Here is a 26,667-nt window from a genome sequence, read left to right as displayed (position 1 = left end):
TCGCTCACGCTCGCTCATGACGCCACCACCCCGCCGCCCGTCATGGCTTCACCGAGATCGCTCGCGGTGACTGTGGAGGGGTCGAAGCGGGCCGTCAGGCGACCCCTCAGGATGACCTCGAGCCGGTCGGACAGGCCGATCAGCTCGTCCAGGTCGGCCGAGACCAGCAGCACGCCGAGCCCCTCTCGTCGTGCCTCACGGATGTGGTCCCAGATCGCGGCCTGGGCGCCGACGTCGACACCGCGGGTGGGGTGCGAGGCGACCAGCAGTCGCGGCTCCCCACTCATCTCGCGGCCCACGATGAACTTCTGCTGGTTGCCGCCGGACAGCGCCCGGGCGGACGTGTCGACCCCCGGGGTGCGGACGTCGAACTGCTCGATGATGCGCTGGGCGTCGGCCCGCGCACCCTTGCGGCTCACGAGCCCGCGCCGGACCGCAGGGGCGGACGTCTGGTGCCCCAGGACGCGGTTCTCCCAGAGCGGGTAGTCGAGCACCAGGCCGTGGCGGTGACGGTCCTCCGGCACGAAACCGACGCCGAGATCGCGCACGGCCCGCGTGTTGAGCCGCGTGATGTCGTCGTCGCCGAGGTGGATCGACCCGGAGCGGGCCCGCATCATGCCCATCACGACCTCGACCAGCTCGGACTGGCCGTTGCCCTCGACCCCGGCGATGCCGACGACCTCGCCGGCGTGCACCGTGAGCGAGATGTCGTGCAGCACCTCCCGGCCGGTCTCGTCGGCCACCGTGACGGTCTCGAGGCGGAGCACAGGACGCTCGGTCACGGTGGACTCCGCGGTCGCGGGCGACGGCAGCTCGGAGCCGACCATGAGCTCGGCGAGCTCGGCCTTGGTGGCGCGGGCCGGGTCGGCCGTGCCGACCGTGGTGCCGCGGCGCATCACGGTGATGTCGTCGGCGATGCTCAGCACCTCGTCGAGCTTGTGCGAGATGAACAGGACCGAGCAGCCCTGGCCGACGAGCTCGCGCAGATTCGCGAACAGCGCGTCGACCTCCTGCGGCACCAGCACGGCCGTGGGCTCGTCGAGGATGATCAGCCGGGCGCCGCGGTAGAGGACCTTGAGGATCTCGACGCGCTGGCGGTCGGCGACGCCGAGCTTCTCGACGAGCGCGTCGGGATCGAGGCCGAAGCCGAATCGCTCGGAGATCGTCCGGATCTCGCGCTTGGCGGCCTCGCCGATGCCGTGGCGCTTCTCGGCGCCGAGGACGATGTTCTCGGCGATCGTGAGGTTGTCGGCCAACATGAAGTGCTGGAAGACCATGCCGATGCCGGCGGCGATCGCGTCGGTCGGCGAGGAGAACGTGACGGGTCGGCCGTCGACGACGATCTCGCCGTCGTCGGCGCCCTGCACGCCGTACAGGATCTTCATGAGCGTGGACTTGCCCGCACCGTTCTCGCCGATCAGGGCGTGCACGCGTTCGGGTCGGATGTGCAGGGAGACGTCGTGGTTGGCCACGACGCCCGGGAATCGTTTGCCGATCCCGCGGGCCTCGACGTCGATGGTCGTCACGCGGTCATCCTCTCGCAGGGTCGTGAAGGCCGCCAGGGTGTCCCGGTGGATTGGCGGGGCTGGGCGGGGTCGGCGGGGGTGCCGGGCCGTGGGCGGCAAGATCGGGCACAGCGCCGTGGGCGGCAAGATCGAGCACAGCACGAGCGGGCCCGGGAGGTGGCTCCCGGGCCCGCTCGTGATCGGTCGGTGACCCGGCGCTACGGCTGGGTCGGGACCTCGATGTCACCGGCGATGATCTGCGCCTTGTAGTCCTCGAGGGCCGCGATCGTCTCGGGGGTCAGGAAGTTGCCCGAGGTCGAGTAGCCGACGCCGTCGTCGGCCAGGGTGAAGGTCGTGAAGCCCTGGTCCGGCTCGCCGTTGACGGCCGACGCGATGAACTCGTACGTGGCCGTGTCGACCCGCTTGAGCATCGAGGTGATGATGTGCTGCGCCTGCTCCGGACCGGCGGTCAGGAACTGGTCGGAGTCGACACCGATCGCGAGCTTGTCGGCGGCGACGGCCGCGTCGAACACGCCCGTGCCCGAGAAGCCGGCGGCGTGGAACACGATGTCGGCGCCGTCGGCGTACTGGCCCTCGGCAGCGGCCTGGCCACCGGCCGGGTCACCGAAGCCCGCGGGATCGGACTCCTCGATGTAGGTCGTGAGGATGTTGATGTCGGGGTTGACCGCCTCGGCGCCCGCGGCGTAGCCCGCCTCGAACTTCTGGATCAGGGTGTTGTTGACACCGCCGACGAAGCCGATCGTGCCGGTCTGCGACTGCAGGGCAGCCGCGGCGCCGACCAGGAAGGATCCCTCGTTCTCGGCGAAGCCCAGGTAGGCGACGTTGCAGTTGACGTCGTCCTCGGTCGGGTCGAAGCCATCGATGACGGCGAAGGCGACGTTCGGGTAGTCGGGCGCGACCGTGTCGACGGCCTCGCTGTAGGCGAAGCCGACTCCCACGATGACGTTGTGACCGCTGTCGGCGAAGGTGCGCAGACGCTCCTCGCGGATGTCCTCGGACTCGTCCTGCCCGGCCTCGCCCTCGGTGACCTCGGCGATGCCGAACTCGCTGACGGCCTGGGTCAGACCGGCGTAGGCCGAGTCGTTGAAGGACTGGTCGCCGCGTCCGCCGACGTCGTAGGCCAGACCGACCTGGGGATCGCCCTCGAGCTGGACGGTCTCGCACTCCGCCGCCGCGGCGTCGTTGTCGCTGTCGTTGTCGTCGGCTGCGGTGCCGCACGCGGTCAGGATGAGACCGCACGTCGCCAGGGCGACGCCGTACGTCGAGAGTCGGCGCACTGTTCCTCCTCAGATGTTCGGCTCGACCTTCTGTCGGCCTGCGCCAGACTCTAGGTGGGCGGGGGCGCACCCGGAACCTTTGCCGGAAGCCGTAACCGTTTTGTCACCGGGGCGCAGCAACCACGCCGTCATCGGGTGCGGGCACCCGTGCTGATCGACAAGCGGCATGGACCAGAGGACGCGGGGGCACCGTGCTCGGCAACCGACCTCCGACGGGCACTTGGCACGGCAGCCGGTGACTTCCCCAGGCACCTGTGCCGTGTGAAGTCACCGGCTGCCGTGTTCACTCCGTAACTCGCAACGCTGGGTCGGCAGGTGCGCCGAGGCGGCCACCGCGCTGCTCGTCCGTGGCCGCTTGTCCCCCGCGGTCTGCTGAGCCGGCACCACCGGTGCTAGGACAGTGCTGAGGCTGCCAGGACCCGCGCACCGATCGCGATGGCCCGCTCGTCGACCCGCAGGTTGCCCTGGTGCAGGTCGTACGTCGGCCCGTCGGGGGTGCGGGTGCCGAGGCGGCCCATCGCGCCGGGCACGGCCTCCACGTACCACGCGAAGTCCTCGCCGCCGAGGCTCTGCGACGTCGTGGCGACGCCGCTCGGACCGATGGCGGCGGTCACGCCCTGCCGCATCGCCTGCGTCGCCGCGAAGTCGTTGACGACGGGCGGGACGCCGCGCACGTAGAGCACCTCCGCGCTGACCCCGAACGGCGCGATGATGTCGGCGATCAGTCCGCGGACCAGGTGCTCGGCCTGGTGCCAGGCGTTGGCGTCGAGCATCCGCAGGGTGCCGGCGAGCTCACCCGTGGCCGGGATGACGTTGACCGCCTGGCCCGCCGAGATCTGTCCCCACACCATCGAGACACCGGCGCGGGGGTCGAAGCGTCGCGACAGCACTGCGGGCAGCTGCGTCACGAGACTGCCGAGGGCGTAGGTGAGGTCCTCGGTCAGGTGAGGGCGAGACGTGTGGCCACCACGGCCGTTGAGCGTCACCTGGATGCGGTCCGACGCACCCGTGATGGGACCCTCGCGCAGCCCGATCTGCCCGACGTCGAGAGACGGATCGCAGTGCAGCGCGAAGATGCGCGAGACGCCCTTGAGCACGCCCAGCGACAGCAGCCGCAGGGCGCCCCCGGGCATGACCTCCTCGGCCGGCTGGAAGATCAGCCGCACGCGGACCGGCAGCGGTGCGACGCGGTGGGCCTCGGCCAGCGAGATCGCTGCGCCCACGAGGGCCGCGACGTGCACGTCGTGGCCGCACGCGTGCGCCACGTTGGGCACCAGCGAACGCCAGGTGTCCTGGGTCGTGTCGGGCACGGGCAGCGCGTCGAGGTCGCCGCGCAGGGCCACGATCGGGCCCTCCTCGCGGCCGACCTCCGCGACGAGTCCGGTGCCGGGCAGCAGGTCGTAGGAGATGCCGTGCTTGTCCATCCAGCGCGCGACGAGGTCGGTCGTGCGCTCCTCCTGCCACGACAGCTCCGGGTGGGCGTGGACGTCGCGGCGCAGGTCGATGAGATCGGGGGTGATCTCGTCGACCACGCGGGTCACGACGTCGAGTGGGGCCATCGCCTCAGGATACGCGTGGTCGCCGGCGCCGCGCGGGTGTCGACCAGCGCCCGGGGCGCCGCTCACGCCAGGTCGATCGTCTCGTGCGGGGCGGGCACCGGCGGCTGACCTCGGCGGCCACGGCGCCGGCGCGACAGCGCGTCGCGAATGGGGGCGTCCTGGCGCATGAACCAGATCGCCGCGAGCGTCACCCCGATCCCGACGCCGAGGCCGCTCGCGGCCAGGGCCCAGCGCGGCCCGAAGGCCTCCCCCAGCCACCCGATCAACGGGGCTCCCAGGGGCACGCTGCCGAGGAACACCATGAGGTAGAGGGAGGCGACGCGCCCCCGCATGGCCGGTGCGGTCGACATCTGGATCAGGGCGTTCGCCGTGGTCACGGCCGTCAGCACCGACAGCCCCACGAGCGGCAGTACCGCGGCGTAGGTGACGTACGTCGGCATCAGCGCCGACACGACCTGCAGGGCGGAGAAGCAGAGCGCCGCCCCGACGATGAACCGCAGCCGCGGCGCCTGGCGCCGGGCGGCCAGGAGCGCACCGGCGAGTGACCCGATGGCCATGATCGAGCCGAGCAGGCCGAACTCCCCCGCTCCCTTGCCGAACTCCTCGGTCGCCATCAGCGCGGTCGTCACGGCGAAGTTCATGCCGAACGAGCCCATGAAGAAGACGCAGGCGAACAGCAGCACGAGATCGGGGCGGGACCGGACGTAGCGGACGCCGGCCCGCACCGCCCCGCGCCGGTCTCCCGTGAGCGGCGCAGGGTGCAGCGCCGACGGATCCATGACCTGCAGGGCCAGGAGCACGAACCCGTAGCTCAGGGCGTTCGCCAGGATGACCCAGCCGGTCGCGAACACGCCCGATCCGAGCGCCGCGATCAGGACGCCGGCGAGCGCCGGGCCGACGAGGCGGCCGGAGTTGAACGACGCCGAGTTGAGGGACACGGCGTTGCTGAGGTGACGCTGCCCGACCATCTCGGCGACGAACGACTGGCGCGCCGGCGCCTCGAGCGCGCGGGCCGCACCGAACAGCGTCGTGAGCACGTACACCTGCCAGACCTGCACGACCCCGGCGATCGCGAGCACCCCCAGGAGCGCCGACGGCAGGGCCATCCCGAGCTGGAGCCACCGCAGGAGGGTGCGCTTCGGCACCCGGTCGGCCAGCACGCCGGCGAGCGGCGAGAGCAGGAGCGACGGCAGGAGCTGCAGGGCGATCGTGAACCCCAGGGCGGCGCCGCTCCCGGTCAGCTCCAGGACGAGCCACGCCTGGGCCGTGCTCTGCAACCACGTGCCGATGTTGGAGAGCAGCCCGCCGCTCGCGTAGATGCGGTAGTTGCGGACCTGCAGCGCGGCGAAGGTGCCCGGGCGGGATTCGAGCGACGACGCGCGGGACCGCCTCACGACTCGGCCAGGCGAGTCAGGACCTCGGCCGCCTCCGTCAGGACCTCGCGGTCGTGGTCGTCCAGCTCCTGCAGACGCAGGTAGAGCCAGGCGTCGCGGCGCTGTCGCTCCTCGGCCAGCACCGACGCGCCATGCTCGGACACGCTGACGACGACCTGGCGGCCGTCGGCGGGGTGGGGCGCCTTGTCGACCAGCCCGAGCTCCACGAGCGCACCGAGCGTGCGGGTGATGGACGGTGGACTGACCTTCTCGCGGGCCGCGAGCGCACCCGGCGTCACGGGGCCTGCTGCGGTCATCGCACCGAGCACCGACAGCTGCGTCGGCGTCAGCTCAGAGTGCCGTTCCTGGCGCAGCCGGCGGTTGAGGCGCGCCACCGCGATCGCGATCTCCTGAGCAGTGGCGGGCATGTCATGAGCCTAGTTCATTAACCAAGCGAAACATCTTCGACCCCCACCTCGACAGGGTCGGGTAGGGGTCAGGTCAGGGAGCGTTGGATCTGCGCGATCGTCTCGTCGGCGAGCTTCTCGACGGGCCGGCGCAGGACGAGGCCAGCGATCCAGCCCCACGAGCGCGGGAAGTCGAACACGGCGCGGTAGTGCACGAGCGTGCGATCGCCATCGCGCGTGAGGGACAGGTGGTCGGTGGCCACCGTCGCGCCGTTCACGCCGCGGCACACGAAGTGCGTGGGCCGGTCGTGCGCGATCGTCTCGTACTCCAGCTGCACGGTGCGACCCATGAACCGGGAGACGTTGCGGTAGCGCGTTCCCAGCCCGCCGTCACCCGAGATCCGCGTGGTCTCCACGGTTCCCGGGTCCCACGTCTCGGTGTTCTCGAAGTCCGCGAGAAAGTCGAAGACCTCCTCGACCGGCCGGTCCACCACGAAGCTGCGCTCGACGTCCATGCACTCACGGTAGGCCCGCCGCGCGCGCTCGGCCCGTCAGCACGGCACCTGAAGCCGGAAGAGCCCCGACCACCGGCCACGCCCGGGGAGGGCGAAGCCGTGGCCGGGGCTCTCCCGGTCGCCGGTCGTGACTGGCACGGCCGGCGCGCGGTTCAGCTGCCGATCGACTGGCGACCGAGCGCGCCCAGCAGGTCGCGGTTGAGCCGGCTGATGACGTCGAGCGGGATGCCCTTGGGGCAGGCCGCCGTGCACTCACCGATGTTGGTGCAGCCGCCGAAGCCCTCGGCGTCGTGCTGCTCGATCATGCCGATCACGCGGGAGTCGCGCTCGGGCTGGCCCTGCGGCAGGAGACCGAGATGGGTGATCTTCGAGGCGGTGAACAGCATCGCCGAGCCGTTCGGGCACGCCGCGACGCAGGCGCCGCAGCCGATGCACGTGGCAGCCTCGAACGCGTGGTCGGCGTCGGCCTTCGGCACCGGGATGTTGTTGGCCTCGACCGCGGAACCCGTCGGGGCGCTGATGTAGCCGCCCGCCTGGATGATGCGGTCGAACGCGCCGCGGTCCACGACCAGGTCCTTGACGACCGGGAACGCGCCGGCCCGCCACGGCTCGATGTCGATGACGTCACCGTCGGAGAACGTGCGCATGTGCAGCTGGCACGTCGTGGTGACCTCCGGACCGTGCGGGATGCCGTTGATCACGACACCGCACGTGCCACAGATGCCCTCGCGGCAGTCCGAGTCGAACGCGACCGGGTCCTCGCCGTCGATCGTGAGCTTCTCGTTGAGCACGTCGAGCATCTCGAGGAACGACATGTGCTCGTCGACCTCGTCGAGCGGGTACGTGACCATCTGGCCCTTGGTGTCGGCATCCTTCTGGCGCCAGACGTTGACGGTGATCTTCACTGGTAGCTCTCCATCACTTGTAAGACCGGGCCTTCATCTCGACGTACTCGTACTCGAGCGGCTCCTTGTGCAGGATCGGGGTCTGCCCCTCGCCGTCGGCGTCGTACTCCCACGCCGAGACGTACGCGAACTGGTCGTCGTGGCGCAGGGCCTCGCCGTCCTCGGTCTGGCTCTCGGCCCGGAAGTGGCCGCCACAGGACTCGGCGCGGTTGAGCGCGTCGATGCACATGAGCTCACCCAGCTCGAGGAAGTCGGCGACACGGCCGGCGCGCTCGAGGGTCTGATTGAGCTCCTCGTTGGTGCCCGTGACCTTGACGTTGGTCCAGAACTCGTTCTTGAGCTCGCGGATCAGGCCGATCGCCTTGGTCAGGCCCTCGGCGGTGCGCTCCATGCCGCAGTACTCCCACATGATGTGGCCGAGCTCCTTGTGGATGGAGTCGACCGTGCGGGAGCCGTTGATCGTCAGCAGCGTCTGGATGCGGTCCTCGACCTGCTGACGCGCCTCGACGACGCGCGGGTGGTCGTCGGCGACCTTCTCGAACGGGCTGCCGGCCAGGTAGTCGGCCAGCGTGTTGGGCAGCACGAAGTAGCCGTCGGCCAGGCCCTGCATCAGCGCCGAGGCGCCGAGCCGGTTGGCACCGTGGTCGGAGAAGTTGGCCTCGCCGGCGCAGAACAGGCCCGTGATGTTGGTCTGCAGGTCGTAGTCGACCCACAGCCCACCCATGACGTAGTGCACGGCCGGGTAGATGCGCATCGGCTCGGAGTACGGGTCCTCACCCGTGATCCGGGCGTACATGTCGAAGAGGTTGCCGTACTTGGCCTCGACCGCCGGGCGCCCGAGACGCTCGATCGCGTCCTTGAAGTCCAGGTAGACGCCCAGGCCGCCGGGGCCCACGCCCTTGCCGTCGTCGCACTGGTACTTGGCGGCGCGCGAGGCGATGTCGCGCGGCACCAGGTTGCCGAACGAGGGGTAGATGCGCTCGAGGTAGTAGTCGCGCTCGTCCTCGGGGATCTGCGAGGCCGGGCGCTCGTCGCCGGCCTTCTTCGGCACCCAGATGCGACCGTCGTTGCGCAGCGACTCCGACATCAGGGTCAGCTTCGACTGGTACTCGCCCGAGACGGGGATGCAGGTCGGGTGGATCTGCGTGTAGCAGGGGTTCGCGAAGTAGGCGCCCTTCTTGTGCGCCCGCCAGGTCGCGGTCGTGTTGGAGCCCATCGCGTTGGTCGACAGGAAGAACACGTTGCCGTAGCCGCCGGTCGCGAGCACCACGGCGTCGGCCGTGTGGGTCTCGATCTCGCCCGTGACCATGTCGCGCACGATGATGCCGCGGGCGCGCTCGGTGCCGTCGGCGTCGGGCACGAGGATGACCTCGAGCATCTCGTGACGGGTGTTCATCTCGACCGTGCCGGCCGCGATCTGGCGCTCGAGCGCCTGGTACGCGCCGATCAGCAGCTGCTGACCCGTCTGGCCGCGGGCGTAGAACGTGCGGGAGACCTGCACGCCGCCGAACGACCGGTTGTCGAGCAGGCCGCCGTACTCACGGGCGAAGGGCACGCCCTGCGCGACGCACTGGTCGATGATGTTCACCGAGACCTGCGCCAGGCGGTAGACGTTCGACTCGCGGGAGCGGAAGTCGCCGCCCTTCACGGTGTCGTAGAACAGGCGGTAGATGCTGTCGCCGTCGTTGCGGTAGTTCTTGGCCGCGTTGATGCCGCCCTGGGCCGCGATCGAGTGCGCGCGGCGGGGGCTGTCCTGGTAGCAGAAGCTGACGACCTGGTAGCCGGCCTCGCCGAGCGTGGCCGCGGCCGAGGCGCCGGCCAGACCGGTGCCGACGACGATGACCTTGATCTTGCGACGGTTGGCCGGGTTGACGAGCTTCGCGTTGAACTTGCGGTCGTCCCAGCGGCGCTCGATCGGGCCCGAGGGGGCCGCGGTGTCGCGGATGTCGTCGCCCAGGGTGTGGAACGCGTCCGGTGCGGGGGTGGTCGTGGTCACGGGGTTCAGCCCTCCAGTCCGAGCAGGATGGCCCACGGCGGCAGCAGGAAGCCGAGGACGATGACGAGGGTCACGACGACGGCGATGCCGGTGAGGCGTGAGTCGATGCGATTGGCGCTGCGGTTGCCGCCGAGCGTGGTCAGGGCGCTCCAGATGCCGTGCCACAGGTGGAAGCCGACCGCGAGCATCGCGACGGTGTAGGACGCGACGACCCACCAGATCTCGAAGCCGTTGACGACCCGCTCGTACGGGCTGTCAGAGGCGCCGCCGGGGTGGATGACGTTCGCCGTCAGGTGCAGCAGGTGGTAGACGATGAACGCCAGGACGACGATGCCGCCCCAACGCATCGTGAACGAGGCGTAGCTGCGCTGGATGCCGGTGCGGTTCTTCGAGGAGTGGTAGCGACGTGCTCCCACGACCCCGGCGGCCGCGCGGTTGCGCCGCCACAGCACCACGACCGCGTAGATGTGCGCGAGGATCGCCGCGAGCAGCACGACGCGCACGATCCACAGCAGACCCTCGTAGGGCAGCATCGGCTCGCCGAAGGTGCGCAGGTGGTGGGCGTACTCGTCGAACGCCTCCTTGCCCGCGAAGACCTTGAGGTTGCCGTACATGTGCAGGAGCAGGTACCCGATCATGATGAGACCGGAGACCGCCATCAGGTACTTGAGCGCCACCGTCGACCGCGTCGCGGGCGTGCGCTTCATCGTCGAGGAAGTCACCACGAGGGCCACAGTAGGTCCGATTGACGATTCTGTCGCAGTCCCACTGAGGCTCCCTTGCATAGACGACGGGCATGACACACTGAGGCCATGCAGGTCCAGCAGCTCCGGTACTTCGTGGCGGTCGCCCAGACCCGCCACTTCACCCGCGCCGCCGAGCTGACCGGCGTCAGCCAACCGAGCATGTCCAAGCAGATCCGTGTCCTCGAGAACTCCCTCGGAACGCCGCTGTTCGTGCGCAACCGCGGCGCGATCGACCTGACCAGTGCCGGCGAGGCGCTCCTGCCGCACGCCGAGCGGATCCTGATCGACGTCGAGGTCGCGGAGGAGGCCGTCCAGGAGGTCGCGGGCCTGCGGCGCGGTCGGGTGCGACTCGGCGCCACGCCGTCACTGTGCGACGGGCTCCTCCCCGAGGTGCTCACGGCGTTCCACCGTCGCCGGCCGGGCATCGACCTGGAGGTGCACGAGTCCGGCTCCCGCCTCCTGATGCAGGAGCTCGCGCGCGGACACCTCGACCTCGCGCTCAACATCGTCTCGGCCACGATCGAGCACGACGGCCTCGTCACGACCGAGCTGCTGACCGAGCAGCTCGTGCTGGTGGGTCCCCCGCACAGTGAGCTGGCCGCGGAGGTCGCGCTGCGCGACCTCCGTGACGTCCCGCTCGTCATGGCGCGCGAGGGCTACGACCTGCGCGACCGCACCAACGCCGCGTGCCGGGAGGCCGGGTTCGATCCGGTCATCGCGGTCGAGGGCGGCGAGATGAGCGCCGTGCTGCGCTTTGTCGAGGCGGGGCTGGGCCACGCGATCGTGCCGCAGATGGTCGTCGCGACCCGCCCCCAGCTCGCCGTCGCCCGCCTCGTCTCCCCCACCCTCACCCGCACGATCGGCGTCTCGCACCGCGACGAGCAGGCGATGTCGCTCGCAGCCCGCGCCTTCCGCGACGAGCTCGTCCGCGCGCTCGGCTGACGAGCGCGACGGGCAGGAACCCACCCGCTGGTCGAGTGCCACGCGGGCACCCACCCGCTGGTCGAGTGCCACGCGAGCTCTGCGAGCGGGCGTACCGAGACCCCCACACCGGGCGGCACCCCGCACCACCAGCGGACCCCACCGCCCACCGTCACGCGGGCACCGTCTCGATACGGCTGCTCGTCCCTCGCAGCCACTCGACGACCCGAAGCGGGCACCCACCAGCTGGTCGAGTGCCTCGCGAGCTCTGCGAGCGGGCGTACCGAGACCCCCACACCGGGCGGCACCCCGCACCACCAGCGGACCCCACCGCCCACCGCCACGCGGGCACCGTCTCGATACGGCTGCTCGTCCCTCGCAGCCACTCGACGACCGGGCACGGAGACCCACCCGCTCGGTCCTCGCGCAGCACTCGACGACTTCGCCGGTGGGGGTCTCACCCCAGCGGGAACCGGGTGTCGACGTGCCAGCCCGCGCCGTCGTGGCAGAACAGCACGAAGTCACGCACCTGGAACTCCGCCGTGAACCCGGCGAGCTCCTGACAGGCGTGATCGAGCGAGGGCCGATCGAGGTGGTGCGCCACCGTGACGTGCGGGTGGAACGGAAAGTCGGGCTCCCCGGACTCCAGACGACCCCGCACGTCGTCGGCCAGCCGGGCGGTCTCGTGCGAGCCGTCGGCCACGGCCACGAAGGCGACCGGTGACACCGGAGCGAACGTGTCGGTGCCGTCGAGCCGCATCGTGAACGGCCGGTGGCCCGGCCCGACCGCGGCCAGGGCCGCGCGCACCGTCGCGAGCTGGGCGGCCGTCGCCGCGGTCGGCGGCACGAGCGTCACGTGGGTCGGGACGATCTCGCCCTCCGGGTCACCGAACTCGCAGCGCTTGCCCCGCAGGTGCGAGGCGTGCGGCTCGGGCACCGCGATCGCGACCCCGTAGGTCACGGTGTCGCACGCCTCGCCAGTCGTCATCGCGGCCTCAGACCGGGCGAACGAAGCCGGAGCGCTCGTAGACGAGCTCGAGCGTCGGGGCCGCGACCTCCCGGGCACGCTCGGCACCCGCCGCGAGGACGCGGTCGAGCTCGCCCCGGTCGCCCAGCAGCTCCCGGGTCCGGTCGCCGAACGTCCCGACGAACTCGGCGAGCAGATCGCCCAGGGCCACCTTGAGATGCCCGTACTGCTGGCCCTCGTACTCGGCCACGACGTCCTCGATCGAGCGGCCCGTGAGCGCGGAGTAGATCGACAGCAGGTTCGAGACGCCCGGCTTGGCGACGGGGTCGTAGACGATCTCGGAGCCGGAGTCGGTCACGGCGGAGCGGACCTTCTTGGCGACCTGCCGGGGCGAGTCGGTCAGGTCCACGACTCCCGCGTGCGAGGCGTTCGACCCGCTCATCTTCGAGGTCGGGTCCTGGAGGTCGTAGATCTTCGCCGTCGCCTTGACGATGTGCGCCTCGGGCACCGTGAACGTCTCCCCGAAGCGGTGGTTGAACCGCTGGGCGAGATTGCGCGTGAGCTCGACGTGCTGGCGCTGGTCCTCGCCCACCGGGACCTTGTCGGCCTGGTAGACCAGGATGTCGGCCGCCATCAGGATCGGGTAGGTGAAGAGTCCGACGCTCGCGTTGTCGGAGCCGGTCCGCGACGACTTGTCCTTGAACTGGGTCATCCGACCGGCCTCACCGAACCCGGTGATGCCGTTCAGGATCCACGCCAGCTGTGCGTGCTCGGGCACGTGGCTCTGCACGAACAGGGCGCTGCGCTCCGGGTCGACGCCCGAGGCCAGCATCTGCGCGGCCGCGACGTAGGTGCGCTCGCGCAGCAGCGCCGGGTCGTAGTCGACCGTGATCGCGTGCAGGTCGGGGATGAAGTAGAACGCCTCGAACTCCTCCTGCAGGGCCACCCACTGCTGGAAGGCACCGAAGTAGTTGCCCAGGTGGTACGAGTCGGCGGTCGGCTGCGCGCCCGAGAGCGCTCGGGGGCGTCGTGCGACGTCCGATCGAGGCGAGCCAGACCGAAGGGGGGAAGCGTCGGACATGGCCAGCATCATGCCAGCCGGCCTGTGGACGTCCGCCGCAGCCTGGACGCCGCGCTCGCCTAGGGTTCGGTGCGTGGTCGAGATCAAGCAGTGGCACGTGCCCGGACGCGTCAACCTGATCGGCGAGCACCTCGACCACAACGGTGGTCCGACGCTCCCGTTCGCGATCGATCGCGGGCTCACGGTCAAGGCGCGGCGACGTGACGACGACCGGGTCGCCGTCTGGAGCGGTGGCGAGCGGGCCGACCTGCGCCTGACGGTCGCCCCGGGCGAGGTCGAGGGCTGGGCGGCCTACGTCGCGGGGGCCGTGTGGGCCCTGCAGCAGTCCGGTCACCGCGTCGTCGGCACCGATCTCGTCGTGGAGTCCCGACTCCCCCGCGGAGCCGGGCTGGCCTCGTCCGCCGCGCTCACGTGCGGTGTCACCCTGGCGCTCGCCGACACCGCCGGCGATCCGCTCGACCCGCACACGGTCGCCGCCGTGGCGCAGCGGGCCGAGACCGACTTCGTCGGCGCGCCGGTCGGCCGCATGGACCAGCTCGCCGTGCTGCTCGCCCAGGCCGGCCACGCCCTGCTGATCGACCACCGTCCCGACCCGCCCACCACGAGCGACGTCGAGCTGGATCCCGCTGCGGCCGGGCTCGCCCTCGCGGTCATCGACACCCGGGTGCACCACGACCTCGCAGCTGGCGAGTACGCCGCGCGCCGCGAGGAGTGCGCCGCCGCGTGTGCCGAGCTGGGCCTGGAGCACCTGAGCACGGCTCCGGTCGATGCCGTGTTCCGGCTCGACGACCCCGTGCTCGTCCGGCGCACGCGTCACGTCATCACCGAGACGACCCGGGTCAGGGGCGCCGTCCAGGCCCTGCGCACCGGAGCCTGGGAGCAGCTCGGCACGATCCTCACCTCGTCGCACGTGTCCCTGCGCGACGACTTCGAGGTCAGCTGCCCCGAGCTCGACCTCGCCGTCGAGCTCGCGATCGAGCACGGCGCCCTGGGGGCGCGCCTGACCGGCGGCGGGTTCGGCGGCAGCGTCATCGCCCTCGTGCCCACCGACCGGGCCGCCGCGATGGCCGCCGCCGTCACCGAGGCGTTCGTCGCCCGCCGGTGGACCGAGCCGGTCGTGGCGCCGGTCCGTCCGTCGGCAGGTGCCAGACTGGTCCCGTGACCTCCTCCAGCAGCACGGCAGGACGCATCGCCTACCAGGGCGAGCCGGGCGCCAACTCGCACATCGTCTGTCAGCAGCACCACCCCGAGCTCGAGGCCGTCGCGTGTGCGTCGTTCGAGGACGTGTTCGCCGCGGTGCGGTCCGGGGCCGCCGACCTGGCGATGATCCCGATCGACAACTCGATCGCGGGCCGGGTGGCCGACATCCACCACTTCCTGCCCGACTCGGGGCTGCACATCGTCGCCGAGCACTTCCTGCGCATCCGCTTCCACCTCATGGCCGTCCCGGGCGCGACGCTGGAGTCGGTCCGCACGGTGCACAGCCACGTGCACGCGCTCGGCCAGTGCCGCCGCATCATCGCCCGCCTGGGCGTCACGACGGTCATCTCCGGCGACACCGCCGGCGCGGCCCGCGAGATCGCCGAGGCCGCCGACCCGAGCCAGGCGGCGATCGCCCCGCCGCTCGCGGCCGACATCTACGGGCTCGAGGTCCTGGCGGAGGACGTCGAGGACGAGGACCACAACACCACGCGGTTCGTCGTGCTGTCGCGCGATCCCGTGCGGCCGGCCGCCGGCCCGGGCCCCATCGTCACGACGTTCATGTTCCACGTGCGCAACCTGCCGGCCGCGCTCTACAAGGCGCTCGGCGGCTTCGCCACGAACGGCGTCAACATGACCAAGCTCGAGTCGTACATGGTTGGCGGGGAGTTCACCGCGACCCAGTTCCTGGCCGAGGTCGACGGTCATCCCGACGACCCCGGCCTCGCGCGGGCGCTGGAGGAGCTCTCGTTCTTCACGACCGACGTCCGGGTCCTCGGCGTCTACCCGGCCGACGCCTACCGCGCCCGTCACTGAGGGCGGAGGCGCGATCGTGGACGGCCTGACGTGGCCGCTGTGCGTGCCGGTCCTGACCGACGGCGTCGTCACGCTGCGGGCCCATGCTCCGACCGACGTGTCCGCGATGCTCGAGACCGCGACCGACCCGGAGATGGTGCGGTGGACCGCGGTGCCGTCCCCGTACGGTCCGAACGAGGCGACCCGTTTCCTGGGCGACGTGGTCCAGGCCGGCTGGGACGCCGGCACCCACCTGATGTGGGCCATCGAGGTCACCGGCGACGACGGACACCCGCAGTTCGCCGGCGACGTCGTGATCCGCGGCCGCGGCGTGTCGACGATCGGGTTCTCGCTGCACCCGGGAGCGCGCGGCCGCGGCGTCATGACCGCTGCCGTGCGACTCGCGGTCATGGAGGCGTTCTCGAGCGGCTTCACCGAGGCCGTCCACTGGCAGGCCCACGTCGGCAACCTGGCGTCGTTGCGGGTCGCGCACGCCTGCGGGTTCCGGCTCATCGCCGAGGTCCCCGGGCTGCTGTTCGAGCGCGGTCGGTTGATCGACGGGTGGCACGGCGTCGTGCTGTTCGGCGACGCCCTCTACCCCCGACAGCCGTGGCGCGGCGATGCGGTGCTCACGACCCGGACCCGATCCGGCCGCGAGCTCGTCCTGCGCGCCGCCTCGGACCATGACGTCGCTCGGCTGAACGAGACGTTCACCGACCCCGTCACCCGCCACTGGCTCGCCGACCAGCCGCGCGACCTCCCGGGCACCCGCACGACGGTGGCTCGCTGGTGGTGGCGCGCCGCGACGGGCCAGCAGGCGACCTGGGTCGTGGCCGACACCCTGACGGACGACGCGCTCGGCGAGATCTGCGTCATGGACCTGCTGGGCCTCGACACCACGACCGGCGAGATCGGCTACGCCGTGCACCCTGACGCTCGCGGCCAGGGCGTGGTGAGCGCGGCCTTGACCGCCGTGGTCGAGCACGCGCTCGATCCCGACGGGCTGGACCGCCGACGGCTCACGGCGGCCGCCGCCGTCGGCAACGACGCGAGCCTCGCGGCCCTGCGCGCTGCCGGGTTCACGCCCTCGGGACGCCAGACGGCCGCCGAGCCGCTGGGCGACGGCACGTATGCCGACCTGCTCGAGCTCGAGCTGCTGCGCTGACACCCGCGCCGTCCGCCTCATCCGCACCGCGGACGCGGAGGCGGGTGTGACGAGGAAAACTGGTTGCTGGGGGCAATCATGTCGGTCCGGCGCGGCAGACTGGACCGCATGACCTCCTCCGCTCCCGCAGCAACGTCGACCTCGGGGCTCCCGGACGACTACCGCCCCTGGCCCGCCCTCTGGGCCATGGTCATCGGCTTCTTCATGATCCTGCTCGACAACACGATCGTGTCGGTCGCGACACCCGACATCATCCGCGAGCTGCGCACCGACTTCACCAACGGCATCTGGGTCACGAGCGCCTATCTGCTCGCCTACGCCGTGCCGCTGCTCATCACCGGCCGGCTCGGCGACCGGTTCGGGCCCAAGAACGTGTACCTCGTGGGGCTCGTGATCTTCACGCTGGCCTCGCTGTGGTGCGGACTCACCGGCTCGATCGAGGGACTGATCATCGCGCGCGTCGTGCAGGGCCTCGGCGCAGCGCTCATGACCCCGCAGACCATGGCGGTCATCACCCGCACGTTCCCGGCGGCCAAGCGCGGCAGCGCCATGGCGCTGTGGGGGGCAACGGCCGGGGTGGCCACGCTCGTCGGTCCCATCCTCGGCGGCGTCCTGGTCGACCTGGCCGGCTGGGAGTGGATCTTCTTCATCAACGTGCCGGTCGGGATCATCGGCTTCGTCCTGGCCGTCCGGCTCGTCCCGACGCTGCCGACGCACACCCACAGCTTCGATCTCGTCGGCGTCGCGCTCAGCGCCGCCGGGATGTTCCTGCTCGTGTTCGGCATCCAGGAGGGCGAGCGGTACGACTGGGGCCAGATCGACGGCTTCCTCAGCGTGCCGCTCCTGATCGCGGCGGGCGTCGCGGTCCTCGGCCTGTTCTTCTGGTGGCAGACCCGGGTGGGGTCGGAGCCGCTGGTGCCACTGAGCCTGTTCCGCGACCGCAACTTCGCCGTCGCCAACATCGGCATCGCGCTGGTCTCGGCCGCCATCACCGCGATGGCGCTCCCCTTCATGTTCTACGCCCAGGGCGCGCGGGGCTGGAGCCCGATCCAGGCCGGTCTCTTCATGCTGCCGATGGCGGCCGTGCTGATGGTCTTGTCGCCGTTCGTGGGCCGCCTGGTCGACACGGTCCACCCCCGCACCATCACGCTGGTCGGGTTCTCCACCGCCACCGTCGCGATGGCGTGGACCGGCCTGCTGATCGACGTCGACACCCCCGCGTGGCAGCTGCTGCTCCCCATGGCGCTCTTCGGCGTCTCGAACGCGTGTCTGTGGGCCCCGCACGGAGCCACCGCGACCCGCAACCTGCCGATGTCGGCGGCGGGTGCCGGGGCCGGCGTCTACAACACGACGCGCCAGGTCGCCGCAGCCCTCGGCAGTGCGGCCATCGCATCCCTGATCGGCGCTCGGCTCGCCGCGGGCGGGCTGGAGGGGGGCGCCGAGTCCTTCCAGGCCGCGGGCAGCTCGATGCCCCCGCAGATCCAGGCGCCGTTCGCGCAGGCGATGTCCGAGGCCTACTGGCTGCCGGTCGCGTGCTTCGCGGTGGGGATCGTGGTGGTGATGTTCTTCCGGGCTCCCCAGCACCACCGGGAACCCGTCGCGGACACCGAGGTGGTCGTCCCATCGGCCGCCTGAGCGAGCGCTCGCGTTCGTATCGACCCCCTAGGCTGCCTCCGTGGGGGACCTACTGGAGCAGATCAACGACTTCGCGATCGACCTCGGCGGGTCCGAGTGGGTGTTCGTCGTCGTGTTCGCCTTTGCCGCGATCGACGCGTTCTTCCCACCGATCCCCAGCGAGTCGGTCGTCGTGGCCCTGGCGGCGATCGGCGCCAGCACCGGCGAGCCGAACCTCGTGCTTCTCGCGGTGGCGGCCGGGCTCGGGGCGTTCGTCGGCGACAACATCGCCTTCCGGATCGGCCGGGTCGTCGGGGTCGAGCGATTCGACACCGAGCGACGACCCCGGCTGCGCCGGGCGGTCGACCGAGCCGGGTACGAGCTCGACCGACGCGCCGCGCTGTTGATCCTCACGGCGCGGTACGTGCCGGTCGGCCGGGTCGCGGTCAACATGACGGCAGGTGCGACCGGCTTCCCCTACCGCCGCTTCCTGCCACTCTGCATCCTCGGAGCGGCTTCCTGGTCGGCGTACTCGGTGCTGATCGGCGTCGTCGCCGGCACGTGGGTCAAGGAGCACCCGCTGCTGGGTGCCGCGGTCGCGGTCGTGCTCGCGGCCGGCGTCGGCTTCGTGATCGACCAGCTCCTGCAGCGCAAGCGTCGGCGCGACCTGGCCCAGGACACGGCGTCCGAGACCGATCGCGGCCCCGCGTGACAAGCATTGCTTCGTGCACGAAGCAATGCGGACGAAGGAAACCCCCACTGCAGGCCTGCAGCGCAGCGCGCTAGCTAGGACCCCTGAGAGTCTCCAAGCCGTCGACTCCGCGCGACCCGCCTTTTCATCGGCCGAGATGAGAGGAAGTCAATAGCGTGTTCAAGATCTCGGGTTCGCGCATCATGCTGCTCGCGAAACGATTCGTCAGCGAACACCTCAGCATCCGTCATTGCCGTGTTCATCCACAGAGCGATCTTCTCCAAGTCTCGAATAAGGCCGGAAGGGACCCCGCGGCCTTCGATCTCGTCGAAGACGTACCTCACGTAGTCAGGCGGGAGAACCGACTCAGGGGAGCGGAGCAGCCTATGCTGCTCACGAACAAGTTCGAGGATCTCTGCGAGGAGTTCCTCATCCTCCCGCGTATTCTCGGCTGGCAGAACGTCGCTGGCCTCGCAGGAGGCTAACGCTTCTTCAAGCTGGGGCCACCAAACCTCGAAGATGGAATCTAGTCGCGACTCGTCAAGTCCACGAGCTTCGGCGCTCTTATTTATGCTTCGTACGAGTTTGTGGACGTCGTCGCGCTCATTCACCGTGGATTGAAACTGCAGCAGAGGCCCGGTGACCTGCGTTCGATCGATACCGAGCAGGAAGGGAGAGACCCTCGACTGCTCGAGTGACTTCGAAAGCGCTCCCGCTTCGAAACTCACCCACGGGGCGTGCAGGTTCTGCGCGGTAACACAGAGAATCCCGAACTCCGACGTCTCGAGCTCGCCGGAGATATCTGAACTCCACCTCGCTCCCTTGTCGATATCCTCGGACGACACGTACGGGTCGATGGCTTGTATGACGTTCGGGAGCCAATCACGCAGTGCCAGAGCTGCGCATCGACTTTGAGCGCCGGACCAGCTGATGAATACCTTCATGCGCGCGACCCTATGGACGAAGCACCCCGGAGACACCGTCTGCAACCGTGCCGCGCGAACAATGGGTCGAACGACCATTCATCGCGCAGCCGGTGCAGCTACCCGTAGAGGTTCAACCCGAGCGGGAGAACACATGCCCGTCTCCTGCTCGCCACGACCGCGGTGCGACGCCGCCGGCCTCGTGTGACGATCGACGCATGAGCGATCGCGACGAGCCGGCACCGGAGCACCAGCGCCCGGACGGCGTCAGCGACGAGACGGTCCAGGCGCTCGGCAAGCTCTCCGAGGCACTGGAGGCGGTCGAGGTCGCCCGCGGCGCGCTGTACCAGTTCCATCGCCTCTCCGGCACCGCCGACCTGACTGCCGGGGAGGCGGTCGACCTGTTTCGCGAGGCCGGCCACACCGCCATCGCCGACCGGATCGAGCGCGAGCTCGTCGGCCGGAACGTGCTGCCGGGCCGCTGGACGTTCCAGGTCGTGGAGGCGTACGACGACGACTACTACGCGACGTTCCGGCGCCTCGAGCAGGCCGCGCGCGACGAGCTCGTGCAGGGGCGTCGCCACCTCTTCGAGGCCGAGATGAAGGAGGACCGGCGCACGCACGGCCGTTCGCACCACGAGGCGCGGCCTCGCTGAGCGAGGCCGCCTCGACACGGGATCTCACGATGCGTTCGCGGGTCCCACATCATGAGATGTGCGCATCGCGCTCGCGATCTTCCCTAGGTTTCTGTGAGCCGGCACCGATCCGACGGTGCCGACCACGGGAGGACCTCACACGATGCGCCTGCACCGACGCCACCGCCGCGCCGTCGCGGCGACGGCCAGCGTCGCCCTGCTGACCCTCGGTGCGTGCGCGAGCGCGAGCGGCGACGGCACCGATGCGCGCGTGGTCGACCTGGTGGCCTTCGCGGTGCCCGAGGCAGCCAACAAGGCCATCGAGGACGCCTTCCACGCGACGCCGCAGGGCGCGGACATCGACGTCCGCGGATCGTACGGCCCCTCGGGCGACCAGAGCCGCAAGGTCGAGGCCGACCCCGAGATCGCCGACTACGTCCACTTCTCGCTCGAGGGCGACGTCCAACGACTGGTCGACGCCGGTCTGGTCGACGAGGACTGGAAGGACAACAACCACGCGGGCATCGTGTCGAGGTCGGTCGTGGTCCTCGTGGTGCCCGCGGGCAATCCTCGGAACATCCAGGGCTGGGACGACCTGACCCGCGACGACATCTCGATCGTGACCCCCGACCCCGACTCGTCCGGCGCCGCGCGCTGGAACGTCCTCGCCGCCTACGGCCACGCGATCGCCACGGGCAAGAACGACGCCGAGGCCGACGCGTTCCTCGTCGACGTCTTCGCCAACGTCGACCAGTGGGCCGCCAGCGGACGCGAGGCCACGACGGCCTTCGACACCGGCGAGTACGACGTCCTGATCAGCTACGAGAACGAGGCGATCCTGGCTCGCCAGAGCGGCAAGGACTTCGACTACGTGGTCCCCGACGACACCCTGCTGATCGAGAACCCGGGCACCGTGCTGATCGACGCCCCCACCGCGGCCACGACCTGGCTCGACTTCGTCCTGAGCGACGCGGGCCAGACCGAGCTCGTCCGAAAGGGCTTCCGCCCGGTCGACGACGACCTCGACGGGATCGTGGTCCAGGGCGCCCTCGATCCCGACGACCCCTTCCCGACCCCGACGACCCTGCTGACGATCGCCGACGACTTCGGCGGCTGGGACGCCGTGGACGCGAAGTTCTTCGCCACCGACGACGGGCTCATCGCGCGGCTCCGCACCCAGGCGGCGACCGGGTGAACGGGATCACCACCGCGCGCCCCGACGCGGCTCCCGCAGCTCCCTCGCGTCCTCGGCGCCGGGCCCGGCGCTCGACGCTGACGCGGGCGTCCGGGGTCGGTCTCGGACTCGCCGTGGTCTGGTTCAGCCTGCTGGTCCTGATCCCGCTCGCGGCCGTCGTCATCGCAGCGGCCGAGGGCGGGTGGGACACGTTCGTCGGCACCATCACCGACGGCGACACCGCGGCCGCGATCCGGCTCACCGTCGTCGAGGCCGCACTCGTGACGGTCGTCAACGTCGTGATGGGCACCGTCATCGCGTGGGTGCTCGTCCGCGACACCTTTCCGGGCAAGCGGGTCCTGGAGGTCGTGATCGACCTGCCGTTCGCGCTGCCGACGATCGTGGCCGGCCTCGTGCTGCTGAGCCTCTACGGACCGGACAGCCCGGTCGGCGTCAACCTCGTCAACAGCCGGCAGGGCATCTTCCTGGCGCTGCTCTTCGTGACACTGCCGTTCGTCGTGCGCACCGTGCAGCCCGTGCTGCTCGAGCTGGACGCCGACGTGGAGGAGGCGGCCGCCTCGCTCGGCGCGTCCCGGGCCACGACGTTCCGCCGCATCATCCTGCCGGCGCTCGCCCCGGCGATCACGGCGGGCGCCTCCCTCGCGTTCGCCCGCGCGATCAGCGAGTTCGGGTCGCTGGTGCTGATCGCCGGCAACCAGCCGCGCAACACCGAGGTCGCCTCGCTCAAGATCCTCAAGTACATCGAGGGCGACCAGCAGGCCGCCGCCGCGTCCGTCGCCGTGCTGCTGCTGCTCGTCGCGGTCCTCGTCATCGTGGCGCTCGACCTCATCTCCCGACGGGTCGCGGCGCGTGGCTGACACGATCCCCAGCCCGATCGACGGGGCGCTCACCGCTCCGGCCCGGCGCGGCGTCCGGAGCCGGCGCGGGCCCCTGGCCCTCGTGCTGCGCACCGTCGTGGTCCTCTACCTGTTCTTCCTGGTCGCGTGGCCCGTGTCGCTCGTGGTGCAGCGGGCCTTCGCCCCCACCGGCGGGCAGCCCGGCGGCATCGGGCCGCTCTGGGAGCGGCTCACCGACCCGGCTGCCGTGTACGCCTTCTACCTGACGTTGACCGTGTCGTTCTGGGCCGTCGTCATCAACACGATCTTCGGCGTCGGCATCTCGTTGCTGCTGGTGCGCCACCGGTTTCCCGGACGGCGGGTCCTGTCGGTCCTGATCGACCTGCCGATGAGCGTCTCCCCCGTCGTGGTCGGCCTGGCGCTGGTGCTGACCTACAGCACGTCCCTCGGCATCTTCGGCGACGTCCTCCAGACGACCGGCCTGCGCATCATCAACTCCACGCCGGGCCTGATCATGGCCACTGCGTTCGTGAGTCTGCCGCTCGTGATCCGTGAGGTCATCCCGGTCCTGGAGGAGGTCGGCGAGGACGCCGAGACCGCCGCGAGGAGCCTCGGTGCGAACGGGTGGCAGACGTTCTGGCGCATCACGCTGCCGATGATCAAGTGGGCCGTCGTCTACGGCGTCGTGCTGAGCGCGGCCCGCGCGATCGGCGAGTACGGCGCGGTGCGCATCGTGAGCCGGGGGGCCGAGTTCAACGGCGAGACCGCGACGCTGCTGATCCAGAACGAGTACGGCGCCTTCAACGAGGCGGCCGCCTACGCCGCCGCGTTCGTGCTCGTCGTCCTGGCCGTCCTGGCCCTGGTCGTCGTCACCGTCCTGCGCCCCCAGGAGAGCCACCGATCATGAGCACCCCTTTCGTGAGGACCACCTCGTCATGAGCATCGAGATCAGCAACGTCAACAAGTACTTCGGCGACTTCGCGGCGCTGACCGACATCGACCTGACGATCCCGACCGGCCAGCTCACGGCGCTGCTCGGGCCGAGCGGCGGCGGCAAGTCGACCCTCCTGCGGGTCATCGCGGGCCTCGAGGAGGCCGACTCCGGCACCGTCACGATCGAGGGCGCCGACGCGACCGCGCTGCCGGTGCAGAAGCGCAACGTCGGCTTCGTGTTCCAGCACTACGCGGCGTTCAAGCACCTCAGTGTGCGCCGCAACATCGCCTTCGGCCTGGAGATCCGCAAGCGACCGCGGGCCGAGATCGACGCCAAGGTCGAGGAGCTGCTCGAGCTCGTGCACCTGACGGCGTGGGCCGAACGCAAGCCGGCCCAGCTCTCCGGCGGCCAGCGCCAGCGCATGGCGCTCGCCCGGGCCCTGGCCATCGAGCCGTCGGTCCTGCTGCTCGACGAGCCGTTCGGCGCCCTCGACGCGAAGGTCCGCAAGGAGCTGCGCGACTGGCTGCGCCGCCTGCACGACGAGGTCCACGTGACGACGGTCTTCGTGACGCACGACCAGGAGGAGGCGCTCGAGGTCGCCGACCAGATCGTCGTGATCAACGAGGGCCGGATCGAACAGGTCGGCACGCCCGACGACCTCTACGACCGACCGGCGAGCGAGTTCGTCCTCGGCTTCCTCGGGCCCGTCACGCGGCTGGGGGGCGACCTGATCCGACCGCACGACATCGAGATCTCGCGCTACGAGCAGGCCGCGACGGCGACCGGCCCCATCACCCGGTGGACCCGGGTGGGATTCGAGGTCCGCCTCGAGATCACCCCGGACGACGTGCTGCACCCCGATCCCGTGCAGGTCGCGCTGACCCGGACCGAGGCCCGCGCACTCGATCTCCACCTCGGCGACCAGGTCTGGCTGCGCCCGGCGGTCGGCGCGCAGACCGTGACGACCTGACCCGCACCCCGACCGGCGCGGCCGCCCTGAGTCAGGTGGTGACGCCGGCCTGCCTCGCCCGGACCACGCGGCCGCCGACCACGAAGATCAGGACGCCCACGACGGCCAGCCCGGCCCCGACCAGGCTCGGCGCACGGTAGCCGTACCCCGCCGCGATCACGACCGACCCGAACCACGCGCCGAGGCCGTTGCCGACGTTGAGCGCGGAGTGGTTGAGGGCGGCGCCCAGCATCTCGGCGTCGCCCGCCTCGTGCATCAGCCGCACCTGCAGGTTGATCGCGACGACCGAGCCGAGCCCACCGATCGCGAACGACAGGACCGCCAGCGCCACGGGTACGCCGGCGAGCGGCACCACGAGCACCAGCGTGACGGCCGTCGCGACGAAGCCCAGCACGATCGAGCGTGCGACGTCCCAGTCGGCCATGCGGCCCGCGAGCCAGGTGCCGCCGACCGACCCGATGCCGAAGGCGAGCAGGAACAGCGGGACGGCGCCAGCCCCCAGCCCCGCCTCGTCGGTCACGAGCTTCGCGATGTAGGTGTACATCGCGAACAACCCGCCGAAGCCGACCATGCCCGCCAGGAGCGCGACGACGACCTGCGGACGCCGGAGCGCCGACAGTTCCTGACGCACCGTGGCCTCGGGATTGCCCGGGGTGGCGGGGACGAAGGCGAGGATCATCAGGGCCGCGAGGGCCGCGATCGCCAGGACGACCCAGTAGGCGCTGCGCCACCCGAGGTTCTGCCCGAACCACGTGCTCGCCGGGACTCCGGCGACGGTCGCGACCGACAGACCGAGCATGACCGAGCTGATCGCCCGGCCGCGGTGCTGCGGCGGCACCATCGACGCCGCGATCAGGGACGCCACGCCGAAGTAGGCCCCGTGCGGCAGACCCGCGACGAAGCGCGCCAGCATGACGGGCCCGTAGGTCGACGCGACCGCCGTCATGGCGTTGCCGATGCCGAGGGCGAGCACCAGGGCCACGGCGAGGCCACGACGCGGCAGGCGCGCCCCGAGCGAGACCAGCAGCGGCGCACCCACGACGACACCGAAGGCGTACGCCGTGATGACGTGGCCCGTCGTGGGCACCGACTCCCCGATGCCTCGGGCGATGTCCGGCAGCAGGCCCATCGACATGAACTCCGTCGTGCCGATCGCGAACCCGCCCATCGCGAGCGACAGCAGCGCCAGGCCCAGATGGGCGGGGCGCACCGCGGCCGTCCCGAGATCGGGCGCGGCACGGTCGGCAGGTCGCTCAGGAGCGTGGTCGGTGGTCACCTCTGGTCCAAGTCCTTCCGGGCCGGCAGCATTCCGCACCGGAGGGGCTGGTCCGCGTGGGCGTCGTCACGGCGGGCCGAGGAGCCGGGTGTGCGGGGTCGCGCGCCTGCGCTACGTTGGCGATGTCGCGCAGGTCACATCTCGAAGGAGCACCGATGAGTCCCACCCCGGTCAAGATCGCCGTCACCGGAGCCGCCGGCCAGATCGGCTACAGCCTCCTGTTCCGCATCGCCGGGGGTGACCTCCTGGGTCCCGACACCCCCGTGCAGCTCCAGCTGCTCGAGATCGAACCCGCGCTGGCCTCGCTCGAGGGCGTCGTGATGGAGCTCGACGACTGCGCGTTCCCGCTGCTGGACTCGGTCCAGATCGGATCGGACCCGCACCAGGTCTTCGACGGCGTGAACCTCGCGCTGCTCGTCGGTGCCCGGCCCCGCAGCGCCGGCATGGAGCGTGCCGACCTGCTCGAGGCCAACGGCGCGATCTTCACGGCGCAGGGCAAGGCGCTCAACGAGGTCGCGGCCGACGACGTCCGCATCGGCGTCACGGGCAACCCGGCCAACACCAACGCCCTGATCGCGATGAGCAACGCCCCCGACATCCCGGGCGAGCGGTTCAGCGCCCTCACGCGGCTCGACCACAACCGCGCCCTCAGCCAGCTGCACGGCCGCACGGGCGTTCCCGTGGCCGACATCCGCAAGGTCACGATCTGGGGCAACCACTCCGCGACGCAGTACCCCGACATCTTCCACGCCGAGATCGACGGCCGCCCGGCGGTCGAGGTCATCGACGACCTCGCGTGGGTCGAGGACACCTTCATCCCCACCGTCGCCAAGCGCGGCACCGCGATCATCGAGGCCCGCGGCGCGTCCTCGGCGGCTTCGGCCGCCTCGGCCACGATCGACGCCGCACGCGACTGGCTGCTCGGGTCGCACACCGACGACTGGGTCTCCATGGCCGTCGCGTCGGACGGCTCCTACGGCATTCCCGAGGGCCTGATCTACTCATTCCCCGTCACGACCTCGGGCGGCTCGTGGAGCATCGTCCAGGACCTGGAGATCAACGACTTCAGTCGCCAGCGGATGGACGCCACGGCCGCGGAGCTCGTCGAGGAGCGCGACGCGGTCACCAAGCTCGGGCTGATCTGACCGCAGGCACCTCAG

The 26,667-nt window shown here is 70.8% G+C and carries 25 protein-coding genes; 12 read left to right on the top strand and 13 right to left on the bottom strand.

Annotated features, from left to right (window positions below; genetic code table 11):
• Positions 1 to 14: 14 nt before the first annotated feature.
• The 9 genes from KAG51_RS11525 to KAG51_RS11485 all read right to left on the bottom strand — a co-directional run bounded on the left by KAG51_RS11525 (position 15) and on the right by KAG51_RS11485 (position 10,283).
• Positions 15 to 1,526: an ABC transporter ATP-binding protein gene (locus KAG51_RS11525; RefSeq protein WP_290583792.1), complete on the bottom strand. Its 1,512-nt coding sequence runs from the start codon at positions 1,524 to 1,526 to the stop codon at positions 15 to 17.
• A 197-nt stretch (positions 1,527 to 1,723) separates the two neighbouring features.
• Complete coding sequence (locus KAG51_RS11520; protein ID WP_290583790.1) at positions 1,724 to 2,803, bottom strand: BMP family ABC transporter substrate-binding protein; 1,080 nt, start codon at positions 2,801 to 2,803, stop codon at positions 1,724 to 1,726.
• Between the two features lie 392 nt (positions 2,804 to 3,195).
• Entirely contained in the window at positions 3,196 to 4,362 is a 1,167-nt protein-coding gene (locus tag KAG51_RS11515; protein ID WP_290583788.1) for an amidohydrolase, read from the bottom strand.
• Between the two features lie 62 nt (positions 4,363 to 4,424).
• Positions 4,425 to 5,756: an MFS transporter gene (locus KAG51_RS11510; RefSeq protein ID WP_290583786.1), complete on the bottom strand. Its 1,332-nt coding sequence runs from the start codon at positions 5,754 to 5,756 to the stop codon at positions 4,425 to 4,427.
• Complete coding sequence (locus tag KAG51_RS11505) at positions 5,753 to 6,163, bottom strand: MarR family transcriptional regulator (protein ID WP_290583784.1); 411 nt, start codon at positions 6,161 to 6,163, stop codon at positions 5,753 to 5,755. Before KAG51_RS11505 ends, KAG51_RS11510 begins: the two co-directional genes overlap by 4 nt.
• A gap of 68 nt (positions 6,164 to 6,231) precedes the next feature.
• Positions 6,232 to 6,657, bottom strand: coding sequence for an SRPBCC family protein (locus KAG51_RS11500; RefSeq protein WP_290583782.1), 426 nt, complete (start codon positions 6,655 to 6,657; stop codon positions 6,232 to 6,234).
• A gap of 152 nt (positions 6,658 to 6,809) precedes the next feature.
• Complete coding sequence (locus KAG51_RS11495; protein WP_290583780.1) at positions 6,810 to 7,562, bottom strand: succinate dehydrogenase/fumarate reductase iron-sulfur subunit; 753 nt, start codon at positions 7,560 to 7,562, stop codon at positions 6,810 to 6,812.
• A gap of 13 nt (positions 7,563 to 7,575) precedes the next feature.
• On the bottom strand, positions 7,576 to 9,558 hold the full coding sequence (locus tag KAG51_RS11490; RefSeq protein ID WP_290583778.1) for a fumarate reductase/succinate dehydrogenase flavoprotein subunit: 1,983 nt from the start codon (positions 9,556 to 9,558) through the stop codon (positions 7,576 to 7,578).
• Positions 9,559 to 9,563: 5 nt separating this feature from the next.
• A complete protein-coding gene (locus KAG51_RS11485; protein WP_290583776.1) occupies positions 9,564 to 10,283 on the bottom strand; it encodes a succinate dehydrogenase cytochrome b subunit in 720 nt (239 codons plus the stop codon).
• 87 nt (positions 10,284 to 10,370) lie between these two features.
• On the opposite strand from KAG51_RS11485, the gene KAG51_RS11480 reads away from it, so the two are divergent.
• Entirely contained in the window at positions 10,371 to 11,246 is an 876-nt protein-coding gene (locus tag KAG51_RS11480) for a LysR family transcriptional regulator (RefSeq protein WP_290583774.1), read from the top strand.
• 436 nt (positions 11,247 to 11,682) lie between these two features.
• Here KAG51_RS11480 and KAG51_RS11475 read toward each other — a convergent pair whose 3' ends face one another.
• Positions 11,683 to 12,213: a 2'-5' RNA ligase family protein gene (locus KAG51_RS11475; RefSeq protein ID WP_290583772.1), complete on the bottom strand. Its 531-nt coding sequence runs from the start codon at positions 12,211 to 12,213 to the stop codon at positions 11,683 to 11,685.
• Positions 12,214 to 12,220: 7 nt separating this feature from the next.
• Positions 12,221 to 13,273, bottom strand: coding sequence for a tryptophan--tRNA ligase (gene trpS, locus KAG51_RS11470; protein WP_290583770.1), 1,053 nt, complete (start codon positions 13,271 to 13,273; stop codon positions 12,221 to 12,223).
• Between the two features lie 73 nt (positions 13,274 to 13,346).
• On the opposite strand from trpS, the gene galK reads away from it, so the two are divergent.
• From galK to KAG51_RS11445, 5 genes are all read left to right on the top strand, one after another.
• On the top strand, positions 13,347 to 14,435 hold the full coding sequence (gene galK, locus KAG51_RS11465; RefSeq protein ID WP_290583768.1) for a galactokinase: 1,089 nt from the start codon (positions 13,347 to 13,349) through the stop codon (positions 14,433 to 14,435).
• Positions 14,432 to 15,289, top strand: a complete 858-nt coding sequence (locus tag KAG51_RS11460; RefSeq protein ID WP_290583766.1) for a prephenate dehydratase — start codon at positions 14,432 to 14,434, stop codon at positions 15,287 to 15,289. The genes galK and KAG51_RS11460 overlap by 4 nt, the downstream gene beginning before the upstream one ends.
• Positions 15,290 to 15,305: 16 nt before the next feature.
• Positions 15,306 to 16,433 (top strand): GNAT family N-acetyltransferase, encoded by a 1,128-nt coding sequence (locus KAG51_RS11455; RefSeq protein WP_290583764.1) that lies wholly within the window; start codon positions 15,306 to 15,308, stop codon positions 16,431 to 16,433.
• A 108-nt stretch (positions 16,434 to 16,541) separates the two neighbouring features.
• Positions 16,542 to 18,068 (top strand): DHA2 family efflux MFS transporter permease subunit, encoded by a 1,527-nt coding sequence (locus KAG51_RS11450; RefSeq protein ID WP_290583761.1) that lies wholly within the window; start codon positions 16,542 to 16,544, stop codon positions 18,066 to 18,068.
• A 40-nt stretch (positions 18,069 to 18,108) separates the two neighbouring features.
• Positions 18,109 to 18,759 (top strand): DedA family protein, encoded by a 651-nt coding sequence (locus KAG51_RS11445; protein WP_290583759.1) that lies wholly within the window; start codon positions 18,109 to 18,111, stop codon positions 18,757 to 18,759.
• 74 nt (positions 18,760 to 18,833) lie between these two features.
• On the opposite strand, the gene KAG51_RS11440 is transcribed toward KAG51_RS11445, so the two are convergent.
• Positions 18,834 to 19,682, bottom strand: coding sequence for a TIR domain-containing protein (locus KAG51_RS11440; RefSeq protein WP_290583757.1), 849 nt, complete (start codon positions 19,680 to 19,682; stop codon positions 18,834 to 18,836).
• 197 nt (positions 19,683 to 19,879) lie between these two features.
• Between KAG51_RS11440 and KAG51_RS11435 the strand changes: the two genes are divergently transcribed.
• From KAG51_RS11435 to KAG51_RS11415, 5 genes are all read left to right on the top strand, one after another.
• Positions 19,880 to 20,317 (top strand): hypothetical protein, encoded by a 438-nt coding sequence (locus tag KAG51_RS11435; RefSeq protein ID WP_290583755.1) that lies wholly within the window; start codon positions 19,880 to 19,882, stop codon positions 20,315 to 20,317.
• A 142-nt stretch (positions 20,318 to 20,459) separates the two neighbouring features.
• A complete protein-coding gene (locus KAG51_RS11430) occupies positions 20,460 to 21,491 on the top strand; it encodes an extracellular solute-binding protein (RefSeq protein WP_290583753.1) in 1,032 nt (343 codons plus the stop codon).
• Complete coding sequence (gene cysT / locus KAG51_RS11425) at positions 21,488 to 22,348, top strand: sulfate ABC transporter permease subunit CysT (RefSeq protein WP_290583751.1); 861 nt, start codon at positions 21,488 to 21,490, stop codon at positions 22,346 to 22,348. Before KAG51_RS11430 ends, cysT begins: the two co-directional genes overlap by 4 nt.
• Positions 22,341 to 23,234, top strand: coding sequence for a sulfate ABC transporter permease subunit (locus KAG51_RS11420; protein WP_290583749.1), 894 nt, complete (start codon positions 22,341 to 22,343; stop codon positions 23,232 to 23,234). Before cysT ends, KAG51_RS11420 begins: the two co-directional genes overlap by 8 nt.
• 28 nt (positions 23,235 to 23,262) lie before the next feature.
• Positions 23,263 to 24,231, top strand: a complete 969-nt coding sequence (locus tag KAG51_RS11415) for a TOBE-like domain-containing protein (protein ID WP_290583747.1) — start codon at positions 23,263 to 23,265, stop codon at positions 24,229 to 24,231.
• Positions 24,232 to 24,262: 31 nt separating this feature from the next.
• Here KAG51_RS11415 and KAG51_RS11410 read toward each other — a convergent pair whose 3' ends face one another.
• Positions 24,263 to 25,507: an MFS transporter gene (locus KAG51_RS11410; RefSeq protein WP_290583745.1), complete on the bottom strand. Its 1,245-nt coding sequence runs from the start codon at positions 25,505 to 25,507 to the stop codon at positions 24,263 to 24,265.
• 155 nt (positions 25,508 to 25,662) lie between these two features.
• Between KAG51_RS11410 and KAG51_RS11405 the strand changes: the two genes are divergently transcribed.
• Entirely contained in the window at positions 25,663 to 26,652 is a 990-nt protein-coding gene (locus tag KAG51_RS11405) for a malate dehydrogenase (RefSeq protein WP_290583743.1), read from the top strand.
• Positions 26,653 to 26,667: the final 15 nt, after the last annotated feature.

This window comes from Aeromicrobium sp. (assembly GCF_023146395.1).
Classification (GTDB): domain Bacteria; phylum Actinomycetota; class Actinomycetes; order Propionibacteriales; family Nocardioidaceae; genus Aeromicrobium.
This window is presented reverse-complemented; position numbering and strand designations above follow the sequence as displayed.